The sequence below is a fragment of the Stenomitos rutilans genome, from assembly GCF_059505485.1.
Genome location: NZ_JCACKR010000101.1, coordinates 1 through 23,390, shown reverse-complemented (window position 1 = coordinate 23,390; position 23,390 = coordinate 1). Strand labels below are relative to the sequence as shown.

15 protein-coding genes and 1 pseudogene are annotated in these 23,390 nt (G+C 48.3%); 10 read left to right on the top strand and 6 right to left on the bottom strand.

Features of this window, described 5'->3' with window-relative positions:
- Positions 1-516: 516 nt before the first annotated feature.
- From AC5JLP_RS20100 to AC5JLP_RS20080, 5 genes and pseudogenes are all read left to right on the top strand, one after another.
- The gene (locus AC5JLP_RS20100; RefSeq protein ID WP_496069723.1) at positions 517-4,341 is read left to right on the top strand and encodes a glycerophosphodiester phosphodiesterase family protein; all 3,825 of its coding nucleotides are present in this window, start codon (positions 517-519) and stop codon (positions 4,339-4,341) included.
- 252 nt (positions 4,342-4,593) lie between these two features.
- A pseudogene (locus AC5JLP_RS20095) lies at positions 4,594-5,025 on the top strand (transposase); the annotation flags it as partial.
- A 604-nt stretch (positions 5,026-5,629) separates the two neighbouring features.
- On the top strand, positions 5,630-7,579 hold the full coding sequence (locus tag AC5JLP_RS20090; protein WP_496069722.1) for a transposase: 1,950 nt from the start codon (positions 5,630-5,632) through the stop codon (positions 7,577-7,579).
- Positions 7,580-7,582: 3 nt separating this feature from the next.
- Positions 7,583-8,449 carry an AAA family ATPase gene (locus AC5JLP_RS20085; protein ID WP_496069721.1) on the top strand — a complete coding sequence of 289 codons (867 nt, stop codon included), beginning with the start codon at positions 7,583-7,585 and terminating at the stop codon, positions 8,447-8,449.
- 30 nt (positions 8,450-8,479) lie between these two features.
- Positions 8,480-9,010 (top strand): TniQ family protein, encoded by a 531-nt coding sequence (locus AC5JLP_RS20080; protein WP_496069720.1) that lies wholly within the window; start codon positions 8,480-8,482, stop codon positions 9,008-9,010.
- Positions 9,011-9,061: 51 nt separating this feature from the next.
- Here AC5JLP_RS20080 and AC5JLP_RS20075 read toward each other — a convergent pair whose 3' ends face one another.
- From AC5JLP_RS20075 to AC5JLP_RS20060, 4 genes are all read right to left on the bottom strand, one after another.
- Entirely contained in the window at positions 9,062-9,634 is a 573-nt protein-coding gene (locus AC5JLP_RS20075) for a Uma2 family endonuclease (RefSeq protein ID WP_496069719.1), read from the bottom strand.
- A gap of 143 nt (positions 9,635-9,777) precedes the next feature.
- On the bottom strand, positions 9,778-11,619 hold the full coding sequence (locus AC5JLP_RS20070; RefSeq protein WP_496069718.1) for an AAA-like domain-containing protein: 1,842 nt from the start codon (positions 11,617-11,619) through the stop codon (positions 9,778-9,780).
- 91 nt (positions 11,620-11,710) lie between these two features.
- Positions 11,711-13,198, bottom strand: coding sequence for an AAA-like domain-containing protein (locus AC5JLP_RS20065; protein WP_496069717.1), 1,488 nt, complete (start codon positions 13,196-13,198; stop codon positions 11,711-11,713).
- A 4-nt stretch (positions 13,199-13,202) separates the two neighbouring features.
- Positions 13,203-14,927 carry an AAA-like domain-containing protein gene (locus AC5JLP_RS20060; protein ID WP_496069716.1) on the bottom strand — a complete coding sequence of 575 codons (1,725 nt, stop codon included), beginning with the start codon at positions 14,925-14,927 and terminating at the stop codon, positions 13,203-13,205.
- 296 nt (positions 14,928-15,223) lie between these two features.
- Between AC5JLP_RS20060 and AC5JLP_RS20055 the strand changes: the two genes are divergently transcribed.
- The 3 genes from AC5JLP_RS20055 (at position 15,224) to AC5JLP_RS20045 (ending at position 20,387) form a co-directional block, all read left to right on the top strand.
- Entirely contained in the window at positions 15,224-15,499 is a 276-nt protein-coding gene (locus AC5JLP_RS20055) for a caspase family protein (protein ID WP_496069715.1), read from the top strand.
- Between the two features lie 284 nt (positions 15,500-15,783).
- Complete coding sequence (locus tag AC5JLP_RS20050; protein ID WP_496069714.1) at positions 15,784-17,118, top strand: P-loop NTPase fold protein; 1,335 nt, start codon at positions 15,784-15,786, stop codon at positions 17,116-17,118.
- Positions 17,119-17,135: 17 nt separating this feature from the next.
- A complete protein-coding gene (locus AC5JLP_RS20045; protein WP_496069713.1) occupies positions 17,136-20,387 on the top strand; it encodes an nSTAND1 domain-containing NTPase in 3,252 nt (1,083 codons plus the stop codon).
- Between the two features lie 41 nt (positions 20,388-20,428).
- Here AC5JLP_RS20045 and AC5JLP_RS20040 read toward each other — a convergent pair whose 3' ends face one another.
- On the bottom strand, positions 20,429-20,743 hold the full coding sequence (locus AC5JLP_RS20040; RefSeq protein ID WP_496069712.1) for a hypothetical protein: 315 nt from the start codon (positions 20,741-20,743) through the stop codon (positions 20,429-20,431).
- Between the two features lie 609 nt (positions 20,744-21,352).
- Here AC5JLP_RS20040 and AC5JLP_RS20035 point away from each other — a divergent pair.
- Positions 21,353-21,838, top strand: coding sequence for a hypothetical protein (locus tag AC5JLP_RS20035; RefSeq protein ID WP_496069711.1), 486 nt, complete (start codon positions 21,353-21,355; stop codon positions 21,836-21,838).
- A gap of 78 nt (positions 21,839-21,916) precedes the next feature.
- Here the strand turns inward: AC5JLP_RS20035 and AC5JLP_RS20030 are convergent, their stop codons facing one another.
- A complete protein-coding gene (locus AC5JLP_RS20030; RefSeq protein WP_496069710.1) occupies positions 21,917-22,372 on the bottom strand; it encodes a double zinc ribbon domain-containing protein in 456 nt (151 codons plus the stop codon).
- An 83-nt stretch (positions 22,373-22,455) separates the two neighbouring features.
- Here AC5JLP_RS20030 and AC5JLP_RS20025 point away from each other — a divergent pair, with 83 nt between their 5' ends.
- Positions 22,456-23,373 carry a tyrosine-type recombinase/integrase gene (locus AC5JLP_RS20025; protein WP_496069709.1) on the top strand — a complete coding sequence of 306 codons (918 nt, stop codon included), beginning with the start codon at positions 22,456-22,458 and terminating at the stop codon, positions 23,371-23,373.
- Positions 23,374-23,390: the final 17 nt, after the last annotated feature.

Sequence of the window (23,390 nt, the reverse complement as noted above, 5' to 3'; positions counted from 1 at the left end):
TGGAGAAACATGCCCGAAAAGAAGGCGCTTCCCAACTGTAACGTAATCAGCTTGACTCCTATGGGGTAACGACGGCTACCGGAACCTTCTCAACCGATCGCCCTACCTTCGCCGCGATCGACGCCGACGATACGCAACAAAACTACACACCTTCACTTCCGTAAAATTACTGGCTCTTTTAACAGCATGTTAGACACGCCTTAAAGTCCCGGTGGAGTTTCCTTAAAGTCGTCGTGGGATGTATGGAAGTTGGGCAACTCCATCCGTCTGCGCTTCAACCAATCCCGCTTGAACCTCAGAGCAGACGCGATGGCATCAGGGCGCTTTTACATTCGTTTTACTAGAGCCTGTCATCAATGATTCATCCACATAGCTGACAGCAAGAGTTCCAGCCCCTAGCCTTGTTTGTGAGGACGGGCGCGGTAAGGCTGATACGCAAGGTTTCTGAGCTTCATTGATGACGCGCCCTAGCGCATCGATCGCCCCATTCATCTACCACTAAACACCTCTAACACTATGGCAGACGTAACTCTCAAGGGCTTTGCCTCGCTCCCAGCCGACACGTTCGCAGAGGGGCCTCCAGCCGGAAACGGTGGGATTGTTGGCAACGGTCGCACGGGGCCTTTCCCTGGTCAGCCTGTACAGGGCTTTAGCGGCGTACAGTTCGCTGATCAAAAGCGCTTCTGGTTTTTGCCAGACAACGGCTTTGGTGCTAAGGGCAATAGCGCCGATTTTCTGCTGCGGCTTTATCAAGTTGACCCCAGTTTGCAGGGGGCAGAAGCCTCTGGTGATGGCAGCGTGAAGGTTGGAAATTTTATTCAACTCCGCGACCCCGACAACAAAATCCCCTTTAAGATTACAAATGAAGGGACGAGCGATCGTGCCCTCACAGGTGCAGACTTCGATGTTGAATCCTTCGTCATCGCAGCAGACGGCACGATCTGGGTCGGCGAAGAATTTGGCCCCTTTCTGCTTCATTTTGACGGCACGGGCAAACTGCTGGATGCGCCGATTGCCACCCCAAACCCCGTTAGCCTCAACACATTAAACGGACAGGCACCAATTGTGATTGGGCATCGGGGGGCCAGCGGCGATCGCCCCGAACATACGCTGGAGTCCTACAAACTAGCCATTCAGCGCGGCGCAGATTTCATCGAACCCGACTTGGTAGTCACGAAGGACGGTGTGCTGATTGCTCGTCACGAACCAGAGATCTCTGGGACGACGGATGTTGCTAGCCGCCCTGAATTTGCCGATCGCAAAACCACCAAACTCTTGGATGGTGCTCCAGTGACAGGCTGGTTTGCCGAAGATTTCACTCTGGCTGAAATCAAAACTCTGCGAGCGATCGAGCGGCTGCCGTTTCGCGAACAGACCTTCAACGGGGTGTTTGAAATTCCCACGCTGGATGAAATCATCGCGCTAGTGAAGCAGACCGAGCAAGAGGCGGGCAAAAAAATTGGGATCTATCCCGAAACCAAGCATCCTACTTATTTTCTAGAGAAAGGCTACGATACCAGCCAACTGCTCATTGACAACTTGGTCAAGAACGACTTCATAGACGCCAGCCGCATCTACATTCAGTCCTTTGAAGTCAGCAACCTGAAAGCGCTGCACGACACCATCATGCCGGGTGCTGGGGTTGACATTCCCCTCGTCCAGTTGCTCGATGCCTATGACGTAGCGGACAATGGCACCTTGCTGTACGAGGATGTGAATGCCCGTCCTTACGACTTCGCGGTTGCAGGCGACACACGCACCTATGCCGATTTGCAAACTCCAGCAGGACTGGCAGAAATTGCCACCTACGCCGATGGCATTGGCCCCTGGAAGCGCATGATTGTGTCTGTCAAAATCGTTGATAAGAACGGTGATGGCAAGGCAGATGACCTCAATGGCGATGGTGTCATCAATGATGCCGATAAAGTGACCTTAGCGCCCACATCTCTGGTGAGCGATGCCCACACAGCAGGTTTGCTGGTGCATCCTTACACCTTCCGTAATGAAGGTCGCTACCTCGCATCTGATTACAACGGCAATCCTGAGTTGGAGTTGCGCCAGTTCGTCAATCTGGGTGTGGATGGCTTTTTTGATGACTTCCCTGGCACGGGCGACCTGGTGCGCGATCAGATCGGTTCGCCCTTTGTCCGATCGCCTCAAAATCCCGATGTGCTCAAACAGCCATCATTCGATACGCTCACAGGCAAAGCACCGATCGTCATTGGGCATCGCGGTGCATCGGGGGAACGTCCAGAACACACCCTGGCATCCTACAAAGTGGCGATCGCGGGTGGAGCCGATTTTATTGAACCCGATCTGGTGGTTACTAAAGATGGCGTGCTGATTGCCCGTCACGAACCGATGCTGGCAGTCCTGAATGTCGATGGCACCCTTAACACAACCAACACCAGCACCGATGTTTACAAGCATCCAGAGTTTGCCGATCGCCTCACCACCAAAATTTTGGATGGCGTTGCGGTAAAAGGCTGGTTTGCTGAGGACTTCACTCTAGCAGAAATCAAGACCCTGAACGCGATCGAGCGCCTGCCAGCCCTGCGCGGCACTGAATATGACAACGATGGCTTGAAAGTGCCCACCTTCCAGGAAGTCATCGACCTGGTGAAGCAATACGAGACGGAAACCGGGCGCAAAATCGGCATCTATCCTGAAACCAAGCATCCCACCTACTTTGCGGACAAAGGCTTTAACACCAGTCAGCTTCTTGTGGATACGCTGGTGAAGAACAACTTCACCGATCCCAGCCGCATCTATATTCAATCTTTCGAGGTCAGCAACCTCCAGGACTTGAACGCAAACATTCTGCCCAAAGCAGGCATTGATTTGTCGATCGTTCAACTGCTCAGTAGTTCGGGTAGCCCCTACGACTTCGTGGCTAAAGGTGACAAACGCACCTACGCCGACCTGATCACAGCCAATGGCTTGAAAGAAGTCGCCACCTATGCGAATGGGATTGGCCCCGATAAGCGCCTGATTGTGCCTGCCAGCACGGTCGATCGCAACAACGATGGGTTGCCCGATGACCTCAACGGCGACAACCAGATCAGCGATGCCGATCGCGTGCTGGGCGCTCCGACCGCGTTGATCCAGGATGCTCACAGCGCAGGGTTACTAGTACACCTCTATACCCTCCGCAACGACTCCTTCTTTCTGGCATCGGACTACCAGAACAACCCCGCCAAAGAGTTCCAGCAGTTCATCGATTTGGGTGTAGATGGCTTCTTCACCGATTTCCCCGGCACCGGACGCAACGTGCTGGTCAACGATTACTTTGCGGGTACAGGCTACCAGCCCAGTGACAACAACAACTACAACCCAAACCTGCCCTATAACACCGATCCCAATCAGCCGTACTACGGCAACCTGGTTGTGGCGAACTTAGGTCGCTCCAAAGGCTTTGAAGGGCTGGCAATCAGTCCTGACAAATCCACGCTGTATCCTTTGCTCGAAGGAACCGTTGTGGGCGATCCAGTCGGCGCACTGCGGATCTATGAGTTTGATCTGGCAAGCAAGCAATTTGAGGGACTGGTGGGCTATTATAAGCTCGAAAACTCGGCAAACGCGATCGGTGATTTTACCGTCGTCAACGATCACGAGTATCTGGTGATTGAGCGGGACGAAAACCAGGCGAGTGCGGCTCAGTTCAAGAAGATCTTTAAGGTCGATTTCTCCCAGCAGGATACGAATGGTTTCGTTGCCAAAACGGAAATTGCCAACCTGTTGAATATTACAGACCCCAACGATCTCAACAAAGACGGTAGCACCACTTACACTATGCCGTTCCAAACGATCGAGGATGTCCTCGTCATTGATGCCAACACGATCCTGGTAGCAAACGACAATAACTATCCGTTCTCCGTCGGTCGCCCACCCGCGATCGACAACAGCGAGATTGTCTTACTGCAACTGGGACAACCTCTTAATCTCGATCCACGGGTCGGCTTGGCAGGGCTAAACATTCAAATCTATGAGGGCACTGATGGCGACGATCGCCTGCGGGGTACTCAAGCCGATGACTACATCGATGGTGGTGCTGGCGACGATTTTTTGAGAGGCGGTAGAGGCAACAATTTTCTCAAAGGGGGTGAAGGTGCCGACACGTTTGTACTTACAAGAGGTGGCACACAGACTATCGCCGACTTCGAGAATGGTACTGATCTGATTGCACTGCCAGCGGGCTTGGGCTTTAACAGGCTCTCGATCGTGCAAGGCACTGCCCTGAATACGAATGACACCCTCATTCAGCGTCAGGGCAACACCTTAGCTGTGCTGTCGGGCATACAGGCAAGCACCATCACCGCCAACAACTTCATCTCGCTCTAAGTCGCTATCCCACATAGCCTGAGACATTTGGGTGTGGACGTTGCTTCCAACCAGACGTATCGTGTTGCAGCCCAGTTTTAAAACACAATGGCGGGTAGAGAATAGTATCTTCTGCCCGCCATTTTTATTGTGGGCGACACCAGTGTGTTGTAATCCCTCTTTTTTAGTTCGGCGAGAGTAAACTAAGCTGAAAGAAATTGCGTTTTGCCTAAAAATTTGATGGGGTGACAACCCAACAGTTACGATGGGTTTATTGATGACTATTGCCTTCAATATCGGTCGATCTTTGCCGATGTTCGATTGTACGAATGCTTCAAGCACCTGCATGTTGGAATTTTTAGTCCTTTGCCACATAAAACGCTACCGGAGATTGCCAAAATCACTGGACTCAAAGATGGACAAAGCTTCCATCACTTTCTGCGCGATGGAATGTGGAAGGTTGAACAAGCCAGAGTCATTCGGTTGCATCTGATTCGACAACAGATTGGGACTCGATCGATTAGCTTGTGTATTGATGAAAGAGATGTCAAGAAAGGCAACACAACTGACTATGTTGCCAAACAGTACATTGGCAATCTAAACAAAACTGCTAATGGGATAGTCAGTGTGAATGCCTGTGCAGTGATCGATGGTATCACCTATCCCTTGCTATTCAAGATTTACAAACCCAAATCACGATTAAAAGACATTTGCGGGCTTGATTCTTTACAAAATTCCTTGAACTTTCAAGTTGCAGGGAAATTTACGCTTTTCCTGTGTTTTCAATCCCTGTTTTAGATCAAATCGTTCTTAGAGAATATTCCGCTCAATCTCAGAGGCTCTCATTTGAGCCAGCTTATGATACTGGGGCGTGTCGGGATACCCCGTTGTACATTCGCATATTAGATGTCGCGTTTCGTAGCTTGTTTTTGCAAGACACAAACGACTTCCAACAACTGCTCACAGGTAATCTAAGGGATTTTTGCCAGAAAAGCGACATTTAAGTAGATTCGCAAGCTGTGTGTCGCAGAGTCAGATTCGCAAGTTAAATGTCGCTTTTCTACACAAACTCGCTTCGCAAATTATGTGTCGTCTTTTATAAATGATTCGCCTCTTTGACTTGTGTACACGCTAACTGGACAAAGTTAGCCAATCAACCCTGGGTAAGAACGTGGTATTAGGAATTGTCCGGAGGCGGTTGTAAAGAACGCTCCCCCATAACTCGCAAATTTCATGTCGCAGTATCTAGTCTCTTCAGGAAGATAATGGTACATTTTTACCAATCTTCCTAGATCAAAGGCGTGCTCCTATGGATGATTGCCAGGTTGGATTATTAGGATCTGTTGCACTCGACTGTGATGAGGTTTTGCTAAGCGATCACGCTTTCGACACCGACTCCTCCAAAATCCTGCTTGAAGCAGCAGATTCGCAAAAGCTACGTTTTCGCCTTGTTGAGTGGTTGGCTAGGTCGCTCAACCGGAAGGTTAAATCTGAGCGGAAGCAGGCGATCGCCAACACTCTAGATATATCAATTCGTCAGGTCGAGCGAATGCTCAATCACTACAACGAGGAACGGTTACGCGAAACCGCAGGGATTGAACGCTCTGACAAGGGTCAACACCGCATTAATGATTATTGGCAGAACTACATCCGGGAAGTTTACGAGAAAAGCCTCAAGGATAAGCATCCTCTCAAACCTGCTGATGTTATACGCGAAGTACAGCGCCATGCTGTGATTGATCTGCGGCATGAAGAAGGCGATTATCCCCATCCGGCAACCATTTACCGGATTCTGAAACCTCTTGTCGAACGACAGAAACGGAAACAAAGAGTTCGCAATCCGGGGGCAGGTTCCTGGTTAGCTGTTGAAACGCGAGATGGGAAATTGCTCAGAGCCGATTACAGCAATCAAATTATCCAGTGTGACCATACGAAGCTCGATATTCGGATGGTGGATAAGGATAGCAAACTATTGAGTTGGAGACCCTGGCTGACCACAGTTGTTGACACCTTTTCAAGTTGCTTGGTTGGCTATCATCTGTGGCACAAACAGCCTGGATCGCATGAAGTTGCTCTCACTTTGAGACATGCGATATTGCCCAAGAGGTTTCCTCCAGACTATGAACTGAGTAAGCCTTGGATCTATGGAGCACCACTGCAATATTTGTTCACTGATGGTGGAAAGGACTTGAGTAAATCAAAGCTCATTAAAGCCATTAGTAAGAAGCTAGGATTTCAGTGCGAATTGCGCGATCGCCCTCCCCAAGGTGGCATCGTTGAGCGGCTCTTCAATACTATTAACACCGAGGTTCTAGCTCCCCTTCCAGGATACATATCCAAAGAAGAAGGTGGAGCAGAAAGGGCAGAAAAGGAAGCTTGTCTATCCATTGAAGATATTGACAAAATCTTGGCAGGTTACTTTTGTGACGACTACAACCATCAGCCCTATCCCAAAGATCCACGTGAAACCCGCTTTGAACGTTGGCTTAAGGGGATGGGAAACAAACTGCCTGAACCATTGAATGAACGTGATTTAGATATTTGCTTGATGAAGGAGGAACAACGGGTTGTTCAGGCGCATGGGTCTGTTTACTTTGAGAATCTGACCTACTGTTGTGAAGAACTGCGATCGCTGAAGGGTGAGTACGTCACTTTGACTTACGACCCCGAACACATTTTGACTTTGTATATTTATCGCCAAGCTGGCGATGGGGCAAGTGAGTTTATTGGTTACGCTCACGCCATCAATATGGATACCCAGGATTTGAGCCTGGATGAATTGAAGCAACTGAATAAAGTACGAAGTAACGCTAGGCGCGAACATTTAAATTACGATGCGCTTCTGGCTCTGGATACACGACAGAAGCTTGTAGAGCAACGAAAGCAGGAGAAGAAGGAACGACAACACTCAGAGCAGAGAAAACTGCGAGAAAAGAGCAAGCAAAGCTCGAATGTGGTGGATATGCGAAAAACGCGGGCAGGCAAATCTACTAGCAAGGCGGAGCCGATGGAGCTGCTACCTGCAAGGATTTCTCCTGAACAACTGAAACCTCATTATCCTGCACCAGTTCCAGGCATTTCTAAACCTGCGGGTCTTTTGGCAGAAGAACAACATAACCTTGTTTTTGCCAGTAGCCAAACCTCAAAAATGGCTGTTCCTCCACCCCAGATTTCTGAGACTGCGGCTTCCGCTCCTTCTTCAGAGGAACGACATCGGCTAATTATTCCCAAAAATCAAACACTGAAAGGGATTTGGTAAGACATGGCACAATCAGAATTGGCAGTTCAGGTTCCGGTAGAGGTTTTGGCTCCTCAGCTAGATATAACTGATGTGATCGCTAAAACAGCTGCGATCGAGGAGCTCTTCAAGACTGCGTTTATCCCAACGGATCGCGCCTCGCAATACTTTCGATGGCTGGACGAATCGCGCCTGCTGAAACAATGTGGCCGAGTCATTGGTCCTATGGGTGTGGGTAAGAGTCGATCGTCGAAACATTACCGAGAAGAGGATAGAAAAAGGGTTTCACATGTCGAAGCATGGTCAAATTCAAGTTCTAAGCGGTTATTTTCCCAAATTCTTAAAGATATCAAGCATGCCGCTCCGAGGGGCAGGCGGCATGATTTACGCGATCGCTTAGCTGGCTGTTTAGAGCCCTTTGGCATTGAGTTGCTGCTGGTTGACAATGCCAAGAATCTGCAATGGGAGGCGTTAGTTGACCTGAAGCAGCTTCATGAGGCGTCGGGAGTGCCTGTCATCCTCATCGGTGATCAGGACCTCGATGATAATTTAGAAAATGCCGCTTTATTGACCTACTTTCCGACACTGTTTGAGTTTGACAAATTGGACTACGATGACCTTCAGAAAACTCTACGGACGATCGAACTTGATCTTTTGGCGCTCCCTCAAGCCTCCAATCTGGCACAAGGGACTCTCTTTGAGATTCTGGCAGCCAGTACACAAGCCCACATGGGTACGTTGATTAAGCTTTTGACCAAGGCCGTTTTGCACTCGCTGAAAAAGGGGCATGGGAAGGTTGATGAGGCGATTTTGCATAACATTGCCAGTCGTCATGGCAAGCGCTATGTCCCTCCAGAAGCCAGAAAGAAGCCAGAGTTGGGTGAAAGCTGAGCATCGATCGTTCTGAAAGGAGAGTCTGCGATGAGTCAGCCTGATGAGATGTTGCCCCGACTAGGGTCTGTGGAACCGTTGGAGCATGAGAGTATTAGCCATTACTTAGGGCGGCTAAGACGCTTGAAGGCGAATAGTTTGCCTTCGGCTCATGCGCTAGGGCAGGCGACGGGCATTGGGGGCATTACAGTGCGGTGGGAGAAGCTCTACTTTAATCCGTTTCCCACAGAAGAAGAATTGGGTGCGATCGCCCGCTTAATTGGACTGGATACCGGACGACTACAAGACATGTTGCCGAGTCGAGGGATGACGTTACAGCCTCGCCCCATTCGGCTCTGCGGGGCTTGTTATGCTGAGGTACCCTGTCATCGGATGGCGTGGCAGCACAAGGATATTGCTGCGGTTTGTCCCCATCACCCGCTGCGTTTGCTGGAGCGCTGCCCCAGTTGCAAAAAGCCTTTTCAGATTCCGGCGTTGTGGACAGATGGGAAATGCCATCACTGTGGAATGCGGTTCACGTCGATGGTGAAGTATCAGGAGAGAATTAAGAGAACTGGATGAGATGGGCGATCGCTTCAACATGGCTGTCACGCCTAAAATCCTTCTCAAGCCCTACAAAAGCTGGGCAATGTTTTCATAGAGGGCTTCGATCGCGCACGTAAAGCCAATACTGGCAAATTCGATCGTGTCTCCGGCTCGATAAACCTGGGGAATCCACAAGTTATCAGATTTACGCTGAAACCGCTCGACCAAAATTTGCTTTTGGTGAATCAGAACGTATTCGGTAAATTCTGAGATTGACTTGTAATCAGCGAACTTATCACCTCGGTCAAAGGCTTCTGTGGAATCGGATAGGACTTCAATGATGAGCTTGGGATGGAGTATAAAGTCTTCGTCGGAGCGACGATCACGCTCATCACAGGTCACTGCCAGATCGGGGTAGTAAAAAAGGTTGAGGGTAGGCAGGCGGACTTTCATGTCGGAGGTGTAGGAAAGACAGCCTGTGCCGCATAGGTGATTGACGAGAAGGGCGGAGAGGTTGCCTGCGATGATGACATGAGCTTTACTGGCTCCTGCCATTGCTACCATTTGCCCCTGGAGGTATTCGTGTTTGATGGGGCTAATGCGTTCAATTTCTAAATAGTCTTCGGGTGTGAAGTAGGCATGGCTTTTACTAACGGTCATGATCGGCGCTCCCTTTAGCCCTGTCTTAACTGTATTGCACTGAGGTTTGTAAAGCTTCACGAAGAACGCGGCCGCGATTTGATTACTGTACTTCTTAAAGAGTTTGCATACAGAGATAATGTGAAGAGATAGCTCTCACAACATTATGAGTTGTCAATATTTTTACCTATTACTGCTTGAAAAACCACTGGTGAACCACTCGAATCATGATACCTATCTGCCCAAGTACGAATCATCGTATCAAGTTCAACGAAAGCTTGATCAAGCTTCTCCGGCAACATATTTAAAGACTCTAGAAAACGCATAGTTTCTGGCTGCCTTTGTTGCCAATTTCTAAGCAACCGGAAGTAACGAGCAGTATCCTCGACAAGAACATATGTTCGTTCTTTGTCATCAGTTGGTGAGTATGACATACTAGCTAACAAATAATAAAGTACACCCGAAGAGGTGCTAGTTTGTATTACAGTACCGGAAGCCACTAGCTGACCAATTACCCGCTGAGCTACATCCTCATTGAAAACTTCTCGTAATTCCTGCGGTACGTCTTCTATTTGAGCTATAGCATATAGAGCCTTAATAATGTTCACAAGCTGCGGCATATTAAGTATCTGTGCATTCGGAGATTCGACCAAAAACTCTTCCAGCTTCTTTTCAATTTCCTGCTTTTCTTCGTGGCTTAGAGCATCACTAGGATAACGTGAATGACCTGGCAGATAAGGATATTTTTCCAGCCATAGGTAAGGAATTCGTATCATATAAACAGGGTTGCGAATATCTCCAATTAATCGCCTTCCTTCGATTAAAGCTTGTTTGATTTCTTCAATAACTACACTAATTCGATTATCGATTAACAGATTAGCCAATTGTTGGTTTATCCAATGCTCATTAAATATATGTTTATAAATTTGATTGTAAATAAGCAATTTTCCTTGCCTGTTAACGATCAATCCTGACAGTTTAAGATTCATTTGCTCAGAGCTTTGATCGGCAGCTATATCTTGCTGGTTTAGAATCAGCCTGTATTGTTCTAACAGGCGAACAGCCCTTCTTTGATTTCCAAGAATTCGATCACGAATTGTCTTCAAATGCTCGGGAGAATCTTGTGCCTCCCAATTTTCAATTATCCTGTTTCTCACTAAATCTTCAACCCAATTGACTTCTTCTCCTAGGAATGGTGCATCCTCCGCATTCAATATCAGCTTGCAGACCTTCTGAGTTAGAAACGGCTGTCCTCCCGTCATGTTCAACACTGCTTGCATCAGAGTATTAGGGTCATTGGATTTAAGGGTCAGTCCCCGGGCGAGGGGCTGCGCTTCCTGTAATTGAAAGCCCATCAATTCGATCGGGTGACCTACATTAAACGGAGTTCGCTGCTTGTCTTGAATCAAATCCGATGGTGTGGTTACACCCAGCAGGGTAAACGTCAGCCGCCCATACGCTGAGTGTTCAGCCCGACGGTTGTAGCATTCCCGCAGCAGCGCAAAAAAGTCATCCAGCTTAAACGGCAGACTGAGGACGCTATCAATCTCATCAATAAAAATGACGATCGGCTGGGGAATGCTTGCCAGCAGCACCTCCTCCAAAAACTTGTCAAACCGCCGTACAAATGACAGCAGCCCATGCTCCTCCCACCAGGTATAAAAGTCAAACGTCTCGTAGAGATCCAGACTGCTAACAATGCTATCGATAACGCTGCTGTACCACTGCTCCGGGGTCATATCCGACGTGCCAATGCGGGTCAGGTCGATCGCGGCACATGCCACCCCTTCCGCCTGCAACCGCTGCATCGTCTGCACCTTCAGACTCGACTTGCCCATCTGCCGCGAGTTCAGTACATAACAAAACTCTCCCGCTTTCAAGGCGTTGTAAAGGTCGTCATCAGCTTGTCGCCGCACATAGGTCGGTGCATCAACTGGAAGGCTGCCACCGACCTGGTAGTCGTAGGTGGTAGGTGGTAGGTGGTAGGAAGGGGATTGATCAGTCATGGCGATCGCTCCACGGTTTCTAAGCACAAGCGTTTTGCGTTCACAGGCTAAAACTCCTTACTGCCCCAACATGACCAAACTTCTACCACCTTTACCGACGCACCCAAAAGACCGTTAGCACCAATACTGCCACGACCAAACCGATTCCCAACAAAATCAACGCGACTAGACTCGCCTTCACCAACCACTGTGCCCGCCGCAATTTTGCTGTAACTGCGGTTTTCTCAGCGGCTAGCGCCCGTTTATCCTGCTTTTCTAACTCCAGCGCTTTGAGTAGCTTTTGCCGCTCGTGCTCCTGGCTCGCGAGTAAAAACTGATGGTCTTGCTGCGGGAGCGAACGACTGGCTGCCCAAGCTTTTGCCTCTGCCAGCGCCTGACCGTGCAAGAGCAGTGAGTCATCATAGCCTGACTCGATCCATGCTTCCATCGCCGATCGATGAGGGCAAAGATTAGAGAGGTACTTTTCAATCCAACGTTGATTGAAGACCGCCGCGTAGATTTGATTCGTCACCCGCAGTTGATGATTTTCCCGCATGACCAGTCCCGATAAGCGCAGCTCGGTCTGTTCGGCACTATCGTTAACAGCGACTCCCTTCATGCGCAGCACGTCACGATACAGCTCTAAAAGTCGCCCAAAGCTTCTGCTACTGGTAATCCGGTTTTGAATCGTGAGCAAATGCTCTGGCACATCCTGCTGCAACCAATGATCAATCACATGCGTCTGCGCTAGTTGGGCAATCCACTGGCTAGCGCGCCCCATCGGAATTTTGCCTGCGTTACTCACCACTAAACGACAAAGCTTTTGGGTTAAAAAAGGTTGACCACCTGTCCAAGTAAGGATCGAGCCAAGAATCGCAGACGGATAGGGCGCAACATGGACTAGACCCTGCCATAACGGTTCTGTCTCCGCTAGTTGAAATCCCGTTAATTCAATCTCGCAACCCATGTTGAACGGTGTTCGCTGCTTGTCTTGCATCAAGTCTGAAGGCGTCATGACACCCAGCAGCGTAAACGTGAGGCGTTGATAGGCTGGCTTTTCAGCCCGACGGTTATAACACTCGCGAATCAACGCAAAGAAGTCATCGAGCTTAAACGGCAAGCTGAGAATGCAGTCAATCTCATCAATGAAGATGACGATCGGTTGAGGGATCGCTACCAGCAATATTTCTTCCAGAAACTTGTCAAACCGTCGTACAAACGAGAGCAGTTGATGCTCTTCCCACCAGGTATAAAAGTCAAACGTCTCGTAGAGATCGAGACTGCTAACAATACTGTCGATGACACTGCTGTACCACTGCTCCGGGGTCATATCCGAGGTGCCAATGCGTGTCAGATCGATCGCAGCACACGCTACTCCTTCCGCCTGCAACCGCTGCATTGTCTGCACTTTCAAACTGGACTTACCCATCTGCCTTGAGTTCAGCACATAACAGAACTCGCCTGCTTTCAACGCGTTGTAAAGGTCATTATCCGCTTTTCGTCGTACATAGGTGGGTGCATCGACTGGGAGACTCCCACCCACTTGGTAGTCGTACAGGCTTGAATGCATTGAATCTGAAGTAGACGCAGAGTCAGTCATCGCCCTACTCCACTAGCTTCTGCTCGATCGCTTGGAAGAGATCCTCAAACTCAGATTGACTGTGCATCTCTGACGTGAGCGTGTTCATGTTCTTCAAAATGCCTGTGAGTTCAGCAATGGTATTGCGAATCTGAGTGTATTGATCAATTTCCTCTCGAAAGCCTTGCAAGTTAGCAGCGCTCACGCCCCGCATGGCTTCATCAAGCTCCTTAATCTGTTCTTCCCAATGCTTGATGTACTTGATGCGCTCGATCGGTCGATAGATTTGTGCATCAGCTAGCACGATCGGGAAGATGCGATCATAGAACCTGCCGTTTTGAGCAATCTGCACCAGCTCAAACATACAGTTGGGCGACTTGAGATACTTATCGCTGATTACAGTCACCACACACTTACCTCGACCAATTTGCTCCATAAACTCCTTGATGAGACCCTTGTAGCCCAAGTTGCGCTTATCGCGAATGATGGTGACGCCTTTTGCTTGAAACGCGGCATCCAGCCGATTTACTAGTTCTTCGCTCTCACCGCCCCAAGCGTAGGAGAGATAGATTTCTGGCGCTGCTTGAACGGTAGGACTGGTTTGTCTGGGCGCTGCTTCCGTCACGATGGCTGGTGCCGCTACGCTCTTGCTACGCTCTGCATTCAAGTAGGCGGCATCCGTCTCAATTAAACGCTCTCGAAAATAACGGCGATACAAATCGCAGGTCGGTATCACCTCACTCCCTTGAAATAGCACCAGCCCCATGCTCGTAAGCTTAAAGGCATCACTGGTGTTGATCGAAATAGCATGATCCACCGCTACCACCTGCTTAATCGCCGCCAGCAGTTTTTCATCTCCCTCCAGGTTCAGCAAATGCCGCCGTAAATGTTCGCCATATAACCCACCTTCCGTGGGGGCAATCTGCAACAGACGTGCCAACGCCATCTCACCTCGGACGATGGCATACAGCCCTGCCCGCACTAGATAGGGATGCCCACCCACCATGTCCATAAATTGCAACGCTTCAGCATCTATCCAGGTCAAGCCATGCCGCTGGATCAGATCCAGCACCTGAGGTTGGGTCAACTGCGGTAGCTCGATCGGCACTCCCACATTAAACGGCGACTGGTTAATGTTGAGGGGAATATACACCTCTTTGGAATGGACAATCACCAGCCGCAGGTTCTTCCAAATCGGCTTAATCTTGGCATCTTCATGCCATGCCCGTAGCATCCCAAAAAAGTCTGTGGCAATTTCGGGATACTGGAAAACCTCATCCACTTCATCCAGGCACAGCAACACTGGACGTTGCAATTCCGGCATCAGGTAGCGCTGAAAGTAATTCGTGCATTTGTTTTTGCAGCCAACGGCTCCTTTCCAGTAGTCTGCTAAGCGATCGTCCAGGTTCAGTTCCCCAGTCAAGCTGGTGCAGAACCATTGCAAAAACTGGTCAAGACTGCTGAGGGAGTCTCGATCGAGCAATTGAAAGTTAATAGATGCCACTTGATAGCCTTGCTCACTTGCGTAATGCAAGATGCGTAGCATCAACGAAGATTTCCCCATTTGCCGGGGTGCTTTAATCCGAATCAGTGCTCCAGGCTTCACGATCGCCTCATAGCAACGCGCTTCGATCGGCGGACGCTCGACATACAATGTTGATTCTAGTGGCACCTGCCCCTCTGGCTCATCCAACACAATGGCTTGAGCGGGAGAAGTTGCTTTTTTCTTACGTGTCGAACCGCTGCTCATGAATAGTCCCGGACTAGAGATACATCGGGCGATCATTTTACTCGGAAGAGTATTTCTCAAAGCTTAGACGCTTTAGTGCCTCTCATGCCAAATTACACGATCTGTTTCCTGTTGATTCTCCTCTCAAAACGACATGACTTTCCTGTCGTTTTGCAAGATTTACAGGCGCTCGCATCATCTAAGTTAACCTGCTGGAATGTGCTATCGCCAGAAGCCAACGTTAATTTCTACTTCTAGAAGTTTTTGGGCTATGGTGATGGTCAAGTTCTTCAGCGATCGCCCCCACAACCCTAAGCATGAAGCGATATGCCCTGGTCATTGGTATTGGCAAGTATGCCAATCTGAATGAGTTGTCTAAACCTGCAAGTGATGCCCAGGCTGTTGCCGAGGTGCTGAAAAAGCATGGCGACTTTCAGGAAGTCACGCTACTCAATGGAATCAAAGCAAAACTGGGATGGGTAGAGTACGACACGCTGGGCGTAAAGCTGACTAAATTCTTGAAGCAGGCGGCTACTCAAGATCCGCTGCTTTATTCGCCTGCTTCGTCAAGTATATTCAGCCGTGTCACCTGAAAGGTTAAGGGGGATCGCTCGCTTTCAAGACGTGCTGATTCAAGACGCGTTGAAGGAGATCGAGCGTGTGACGCGGGGTTTATCTGTCCTTCCCACTGATTCTCTAGAACAATTCACGTTCGCTTGCAGAAATCTCACTTAAACTAAGATTTAAGCTTTGGATACAAAATTTTGAGGATTCCTGCTGATGCCTCAACGTCCGTTTATGGTCCAGAGCTAAAGAAGTCCCTGTTGATTCTTTGAATTTAGTTCCTGAAGACAAACGTGTATCTACCTCGCTCATTATGGACTTCAATTTCCTTAGTTTTTTTGAGGCTTGTGATCCAAGCAGAACACTGATTATTGGGAAACCAGAGGATCGTCAGTACTATATTGACTTTGCCTCTGTACGCGGTGGCAAAATCATTGAGGCGTTAGAGCGCACCATTCTCCTCAAAGCCCGGACGAATCAACCAAGCTGCCAGCTCTTCACGGGGCATATTGGTTGTGGTAAATCGACAGAGCTGCGTAGGCTGCAAGCAGATTTAGAACAGAAAGGCTTTCACGTTGTGTATTTCGAGTCTACAGAAGACTTGGATATGGCTGACGTAGACGTGACTGATATTTTACTGGCGATTATTCGTCAGGTTTCTGAAAGCCTGGAGAAAGCGGGTATCCGACTTAGACCAAGTTACTTTAAGGGGCTACTCAATGAGTTGGCTGATATTTTACAAACACCAATTGAACTGTCTGATGTGGAGTTTTCCTTACCGATGGGTTTGGGCAAAGTCACCGCGCAAACCAAAGAAAGCCCTAAATTACGCAGTCGCTTGCGGCAGTATTTAGAGCCACGAACGCGCAGTATTTTAGAAGCTCTCAACAAAGAAGTCCTGGGTCTGGCGACTGAGAGACTCAAACAGCAAGGCAAGCAGGGGCTTGTCGTGATTGTAGATAACTTAGACCGTGTAGACAACCGTCCTGTCGTGGGCGATCGCACGCAGCCAGAATATCTCTTCGTAGATCGGGGAGAGCAGTTGCGCCAACTCAATTGCCATGTGGTTTACACCATTCCTCTGGTGCTAATTTTTTCAAACGAATATCAGGCGCTTACCAACCGCTTTGGCGGTGGAGTGTCGCCCAAAATGCTGCCGATGGTACCAGTGCAGTGCCGAGATGGCAGTGAACATCTGGAAGGACTGAACTTATTGAGGCAAATAGTCTTGACGCGGGCATTCCCGACGGTTGATCCAGCCCGACGAACAGAACTCACTCCTCAGATTTTTGAAAATTCCGAAACCCTGGATCGTCTGTGTCGTATCAGCGGTGGTCATATTCGTAATCTGTTAGGGATGCTATACCGTTGTCTCCAGGAAGATGACCCGCCCATCTCTAGCGGTTGTTTAGAAAGAGCTATTCGAGAACACCGTGACAGCCTCACGCTGGCAATTAGTGATGAAGAGTGGTTACTGCTCAACCAGGTGATTCAGCAACAGGGGGTAAGCGGTGAAGCAGGGCATCAAACTCTGCTACGGAGTCTCTTTGTCTTTGAATATCATGATGACCAGCAAGGGCGATGGTTCAATGTCAACCCGGTTTTGAGGGAGACTGAAAAATTTCGCAAACTTCAAGCTCAAGCGTAATGACGTACAGATAGATCATGGTGGACTTACCCTCTTCCGCAGCCATATCAATGGAAAATGAGCGATCGCTCAAAAGTTTGCTTCGAGCGATGACCCTTGCAAGAGGACGTTTTTCCTTGATTTTGGCTCACTGTAACTACAGCAGTCTGCGATCGCAGATGATGCAGCAGTTGCATCAACAAGAGACCCTTCAAGTTCGAGAAATTGTTCTTTCAAAAGCGGCTCAAACGCTTTTCACCGCGATTAAAACTGAACTGGGTGATGCGATTCCGCAAGCGCTCGTTATTTCCGGCTTAGAAGCCGTTGAAAACCTTGACACGTTGTTATTAGCAACCAATCAGGTGCGAGATGAGTTCAGCAAAAGCTTGGCGTGTCCATTGGTGCTGTGGGTTACGAATGAGGTTTTGACTCAGTTGGTTCGGTTAGCCCCTGATTTCTACAGTTGGGCATCCAGTCCCATCTCCTTTCAGCCATCATCGTCAGAACTGAGAAGCTTTTTGCGCCAGCAAGCTGATCGCGCTTTCGCCGAAAGCCTACATCCTCATCACCTGTTGCCGATCGACGATTTATTTCGCTACCAGCTATCAGCGTTACCACGCCGCCATGAAGTGGAAGCGGCACTTCGAGACTTACAGACCCAAAATAGTGCTCTACAGCCGGATTTAATGGCCAGTCTCCAATTCCTCTTCGGACAAGCAGACTATGCAGAAGATAACGTCGAGCAGGCGATCGAGAAATATCACGATAGCTTAACGTTTTGGCGGCAAGCTAACGACCTGGAACGGCAAGGCGCAGCCTTGTTGTATCTGGGGCTGTGTTCTTTACGATGGGCTGAAATTGATGCAGCTTTCAAAGTTCCCCATCTGGAAGCTGCCAGGACTTACTTTCAGGACTGTCTTGCTGCTTTTGAATCGACCAACCGCCGTGATCTCAAAGCAAAATTCACTGGGTATCAGGGAGAGATACTCAAAGGCTTAAGTGCTTGGGTAGAACTGCAAACCCTAGTCCAAGAAGCCCAAGACTTACATCACATCTACCCGTCTCCAGTTGAACAAGCCAAAGCTAACGGGTTGCTTTCCGAGATTGCACTCTGGCACTTGCAAGACTACCCGGCGGCGAGTCGCCATGCTCAAGCCGCACTTCAGAGCCTGGAGTCTGCTGCCATCAGCCCACCACCGTCCCCAGCCAAATACTGGGTTTTGCTGGCAGAAGCACAGCACCATCTGAACCAGCCTCATGAAGCAATGCGATCGCTGGAACAAGCGCGAAACCAAATTTCGTCTCAAGATAATCCCCACCTCTATATTCATATCTTAGAAAGGCTTAGGACACTTTATTTTGAACAGAAACAGTATGAAAAAGCGTTCCAGTTTAAGCGCGAACAATTGAGCATTGAAAGCCAGTATGGGCTTCGAGCATTTATCGGTGCAGGAAGGTTACAGTCCCATCGTCAATTAAGAAGCAGCGCACCAAATACAGACACAATTGCTCAAGAAATTGCTGTTTCTGGACGGCAACAAGATGTGAATCGCTTACTGGAGCGCGTCTCTCGTGATGACTGCAAATTGACGATTTTACATGGGCAACTTGGTGTGGGCAAAAGTTCACTGATCCAGGCAGGCTTAATTCCAACCTTAGAGCCAGAACCGATTAAAGCTCGTGATGTTGTAGTCGTATTACTGCGTAGTTACAGCAACTGGGTTGACAAATTAGGCGAAAAACTAGGCGAACAAACTCAAAAAAGAAAAGACATTCCCATCACCATTCCTCATTCTCCTGCTACTCTACTCCAACAACTTTCCAATAATGATGACCGTAACTTTCTGTCTGTCTTGATTCTCGACCAATTTGAAGAATTCTTCTTTTCCTGTCCTCATCCCCATGAGCGACAAGCATTTTTCAAATTCCTGAGTGCCTGTCTGGAGATTCCATTCATCAAAATCATTCTCTCTCTAAGAGAAGACTATCTACATTACTTGCTGGAATGGGAGCATTACGATGATTTGAAGCCTATTAATGACAACATTTTAAGCAAAGATCATCGCTATGAACTGAGAAACTTCTCGTCTGAAGATACCAGGAGAATCATCCAGGGATTGACAAACCGATCGCATTTGACGCTAGAGGAAGCACTGGTTAATCAGCTCGTTCAAGATTTGACCGGAGAGACGGGTGAAATTCGTCCCATTGAATTGCAGGTTGTTGGCGCACAGCTTCACGAAGAAAAAATCAGAACGTTTGAACAGTATCGCTTGCTTGGCGATCGCCCAAAAGAAACCCTGGTTCAGAACTATCTGGAAGGAGTTATTCGAGACTGCGGAGCAGAGAACGAGAATGCCGCCAGACTTGTCTTGTACTTACTCACAGGGGAAAACAACACACGCCCCTCAAAGACTCGTGATGAACTAGAAACAGACTTAAAAGCGTTAGAAAAAGACTTGCTCAAGGAAGCCCAAAAACTGGATCTAGTCCTTGAGATCTTTAGACAGTCGGGATTAGTTTTTCTGCTCCCTGAAACTCCGGCAGACCGTTATCAACTCGTTCATGATTATCTCGTTGCCTTCATTCGCAAACAACAACCCAGAATTGATGAGTTGGTGAAGGAACTTGAGATAAAGCGCAAGCAACTAGAAGAAACTGAGAAAAGTCTAAAAATTGCTCAATTAGAAAAAGGAATCGCAGAGGAACAGGAAAAATTTGCTAAAGAAAGCCAGAAGCGCGTTGAAGCTGAACTCACACTTGAAAAAGGTCGAAAAACTCGGCTTCTTCTTTATAGTATCTTATTTGCAATATCTAGCTTTGCGATAGTATCCATGATTTCTCAATCTCAAATTCAGAATAAAAATGATGAAATCAGTAGCTTTCTAGATTCACAATATAGAAGCACACTTGATTCATATAGCAATTATGCGACGGATCTTGTTTACTATGGAAATTCACAGGCAGCCTTGGTAGAAATGTTAAAAGCCTGCACCCTTCTTAGGCAACGTTACTCTTTTGATGAGCAGACCTTTAAAGTAGAAGACCCTGAAGAGACTTCTAAAAAGATAATCAGACAAATGCAAAAAACAATCTCTAAAGCTGTTTCCGAAAAGAATATTAGACCAGCAGCAAGAGCTGATATTTCTAGAAATTTAGAGAAGCTTAAAGCAGAGGAACTGAATGCGTTGTTAAATCGTCTATTGGATATTGGTTGCACTCATGTGCAGAAAGACGAGCTAGAACATCGTAAGTGGGAAGCACCGCTATGTGAGAAGTATCAACAATAGAAATAGTCATCCTAAGTTAGATAACTTTAATTCGACAAGGTTTAGCCCTGTTTTTTCGGAGCAGAACAATCTAATACACCGTCGTTGTTGATATCCTTGCAGCAAGTCCGTCCTCCAGGTAAGTTAGGGGCAGGCTTCGGCTCTTCAATATACCAGGCAAGAAATTTTTTGCATTCCCTTGGTTTTTGACTTTTAGAGTCTGCGTTCTGTGCTGCCTTAGCTGAATTGACCGATGCCACGTTTTGAGAAGTCTCAGATGGCTGATCAGCTACTGATTCAGCGGAACAGGCTGAAATACTACAAACTGCAAAAATTCCAATTAAGACAATAAGGATACGCTTCAGTAGGCTTTGCATGACTCGAAAGACGATTCAGGAACAGTACACTTCATCTTTCTGGCAGGTGTCTGCATACCCGGAATGATCGAAGCTTCCCCGAAGGAATTTAAATTTTCTTTACAAAACTCCTGGATTGCCAAAACTGTGAATCAGAGGCATATGGGTAGATTCGATTGTTTCTGCTTCTTTTGGGACTCTGAGTCTAGAAGCTAAATTCCCTGATTCAGCTCAAAATTTTGCTGGACATGAACTCAAGATGGCTTAAAATAAGCGAACGACTTGCCTTGTAGTACAGTCGTTTGGGTGCAATGCTTTCTCGCAGGGAATAGTTTGGTAAGGTTCGTTTGACCTAGCATCAGGGCATTTGAGTCAGAATCCGGTGGCATCTTTTTTCAGTCAGGGCAAATCTACGATCGCGACTCCGGACTGGCGTCCTCATAATCTTTGTCTTCGCCTCTGGGCAGAAGCTCATCAACTTCTATAGAAGTTGCGGCTTACGTTGCCGTACTTCATAAGCTTCTCCTGATTTACTGACCGATCAGGGGAACAATGTTTTTAGTAATTGATGTTGGTTACAGCGTAAAACTCGCTGTTGCAGCCATACATCTTCAGTCTTCAGCGCATATCATGGCAAAGCGTTCAGAAATCTCCTTGAGCAGTTATAACGTTGTCGGTAACCCTTTAGAGCAACGCCTTTTTCCAAATGGACGAGCCTTGAGAAGCCTAGCAAGAGCTATTTCTTTACCCGCCGATCGCTTTTCTCTAATTCTGGTGCGCTGTAACGATGACGCGTTGAAGCAACGAGCACTCCAGAGTTTGAGGGATGACTATGCGATCGAACCCCAAATCTTGGTTTTACCCGAAACGGCCAGGAGTCTTTTTTCGGCTCTCCAGAAGAACGAGCATCCGTCACAATGCTTGATCGTGTTTGGACTGGAAACCTTGACTCACCTTGATGAGTTTTTGATTGCTACTAACCAGATGAGAAATGAGTTTCGTAGCACCTTTCGTTTTCCATTGGTGCTTTGGGTGAATGACGAGACGATACACAAAATGATCAAGCTAGCTCCTGACTTCTACAGTTGGGCCAATACCCCCATTAATGTGGAGTAAGCCACAGCAAGCTCTACCGAACCATGCATGACAAAAGGTTCGCTTTTCTATTTCGTGTCTGCCTAGGAGATTTGCAACTCAGGTATCCTTGTAGGATTTTCCACAAAAAGGGCAAAAGCGGAATTTGAGCGACACGATCAGCTCCTTACAACTGCCACAGCGATCGCGCAACGGACTCCCACAGGCAAAACAGTGCTTGGCACGCGGGTGTGTCCACATAGGATCAGGTGGTGTTCCCGGCACCCAGCATTGGGGGCAGAACTTGAGGGAGGCGATCGCCTCTACCGCCACGCCCTTACAGATCGCATCCAGATATTCCACAGGGACACTCAGGGCATAAGCCAAGCCGCTCTTGGGTCCTTGCTTCAACCGAGTCGTCTGCCTCCGCTCGATTTTGCCTACACTCTGTAAATGAACCCCTGCTCGCTCTGCCAGTTCCTTCTGGCTCAGACCCAGGCTCATCCGCACTCGCCGGACGTAATTTGCCAGGGTTTCTTCCGGGTTTGGAGCCAGTTCTGGTTGTAAAAGTGGCATTGAAGTAGATGTAAATCTATTTCTCTTAAGACTATATTATTTGTTCAGTTTCGGTGTCATTTTGACCACATCCATTAAGGTAAATGACTACTTCCCTTGCTACAGTCACAACCGCCTTTTTGCAGCGCCCAGGCTTGGCTCGTACAACCTTGCGCTCTTATGAATCGACGCTGATGCCCCTACTGCAAGAGTATGGGCGATCGCCCATCGAAATCTTGACCCGACAGACGTTACAGGACTATCTCAATAATCTGACTACGATTTCCTATACCACTCATCACCGTCATCAAGCCATTATCCAGGCATTGTTTAACTTCGCGGTGGAGCAGGGGTATCTGAAAGCCAACCCGATCGCGCAATTGAAACGTCGCAAACCCGATCAAGCGAAAGGCGAACATCGGAGCGATACCGTCATTCGTTATCTGACGCCTGAACAACTTGTAGTGTTGTATCGTGCAGTCGCCTCTGATTTACGACTGAATGCCCTGGTCTATCTCCTGCATCATACAGGTGCAAGAATTGCCGAAATCCTGGCGCTCGACCTACAAGACTTGTACCTGGAACAACGGAAGTTTCAGGTACTGGGTAAAGGCAACAAGCAACGTTGGTGTTTCTACAGTGAAGCTGCCGCAAAAGCATTAGAACGCTATTGTCGCTATCAAAGGCATTCTAGCAGTGCGGCATTGTTTACAGCGCAGCAACCTTTTACGCTGGAAGTCAGCCGCTTGAGCTACCGCATGGCACATCAAGACTGGACTGACCTCATTGCCCAGGAAGCAACCCTGAAAGGCATTCGGATTCATGACCTCCGCCACACCTTTGCTACCGAACGAGTGGGCTTGATGGGCATTGAGGAACTCCGAGCCTTGATGGGACACCAGAACATTCAGACGACTTTGCGCTACCAAAAAGTAACATCACAGCGGGCAGAAACGGTCGCTAAGAAAGCGTTTGAATCGCTAACTAATCCCTCTTTTGTTACCTCAACGAGAGCAAATTAAGCTGGAAGAAGCTGCGT

Bases quoted from the DNA above. Each gene is read 5' to 3' on its own strand.
- AC5JLP_RS20100 (WP_496069723.1), top strand. From the start codon at position 517: ATGGCAGACGTAACTCTCAAGGGCTTTGCCTCGCTCCCAGCCGACACG.
- AC5JLP_RS20090 (WP_496069722.1), top strand. From the start codon at position 5,630: ATGGATGATTGCCAGGTTGGATTATTAGGATCTGTTGCACTCGACTGT.
- AC5JLP_RS20085 (WP_496069721.1), top strand. From the start codon at position 7,583: ATGGCACAATCAGAATTGGCAGTTCAGGTTCCGGTAGAGGTTTTGGCT.
- AC5JLP_RS20080 (WP_496069720.1), top strand. From the start codon at position 8,480: ATGAGTCAGCCTGATGAGATGTTGCCCCGACTAGGGTCTGTGGAACCG.
- AC5JLP_RS20075 (WP_496069719.1), bottom strand. From the start codon at position 9,634: ATGACCGTTAGTAAAAGCCATGCCTACTTCACACCCGAAGACTATTTA.
- AC5JLP_RS20070 (WP_496069718.1), bottom strand. From the start codon at position 11,619: ATGACTGATCAATCCCCTTCCTACCACCTACCACCTACCACCTACGAC.
- AC5JLP_RS20065 (WP_496069717.1), bottom strand. From the start codon at position 13,198: ATGACTGACTCTGCGTCTACTTCAGATTCAATGCATTCAAGCCTGTAC.
- AC5JLP_RS20060 (WP_496069716.1), bottom strand. From the start codon at position 14,927: ATGAGCAGCGGTTCGACACGTAAGAAAAAAGCAACTTCTCCCGCTCAA.
- AC5JLP_RS20055 (WP_496069715.1), top strand. From the start codon at position 15,224: ATGAAGCGATATGCCCTGGTCATTGGTATTGGCAAGTATGCCAATCTG.
- AC5JLP_RS20050 (WP_496069714.1), top strand. From the start codon at position 15,784: ATGGACTTCAATTTCCTTAGTTTTTTTGAGGCTTGTGATCCAAGCAGA.
- AC5JLP_RS20045 (WP_496069713.1), top strand. From the start codon at position 17,136: ATGGTGGACTTACCCTCTTCCGCAGCCATATCAATGGAAAATGAGCGA.
- AC5JLP_RS20040 (WP_496069712.1), bottom strand. From the start codon at position 20,743: ATGCAAAGCCTACTGAAGCGTATCCTTATTGTCTTAATTGGAATTTTT.
- AC5JLP_RS20035 (WP_496069711.1), top strand. From the start codon at position 21,353: ATGGCAAAGCGTTCAGAAATCTCCTTGAGCAGTTATAACGTTGTCGGT.
- AC5JLP_RS20030 (WP_496069710.1), bottom strand. From the start codon at position 22,372: ATGCCACTTTTACAACCAGAACTGGCTCCAAACCCGGAAGAAACCCTG.
- AC5JLP_RS20025 (WP_496069709.1), top strand. From the start codon at position 22,456: ATGACTACTTCCCTTGCTACAGTCACAACCGCCTTTTTGCAGCGCCCA.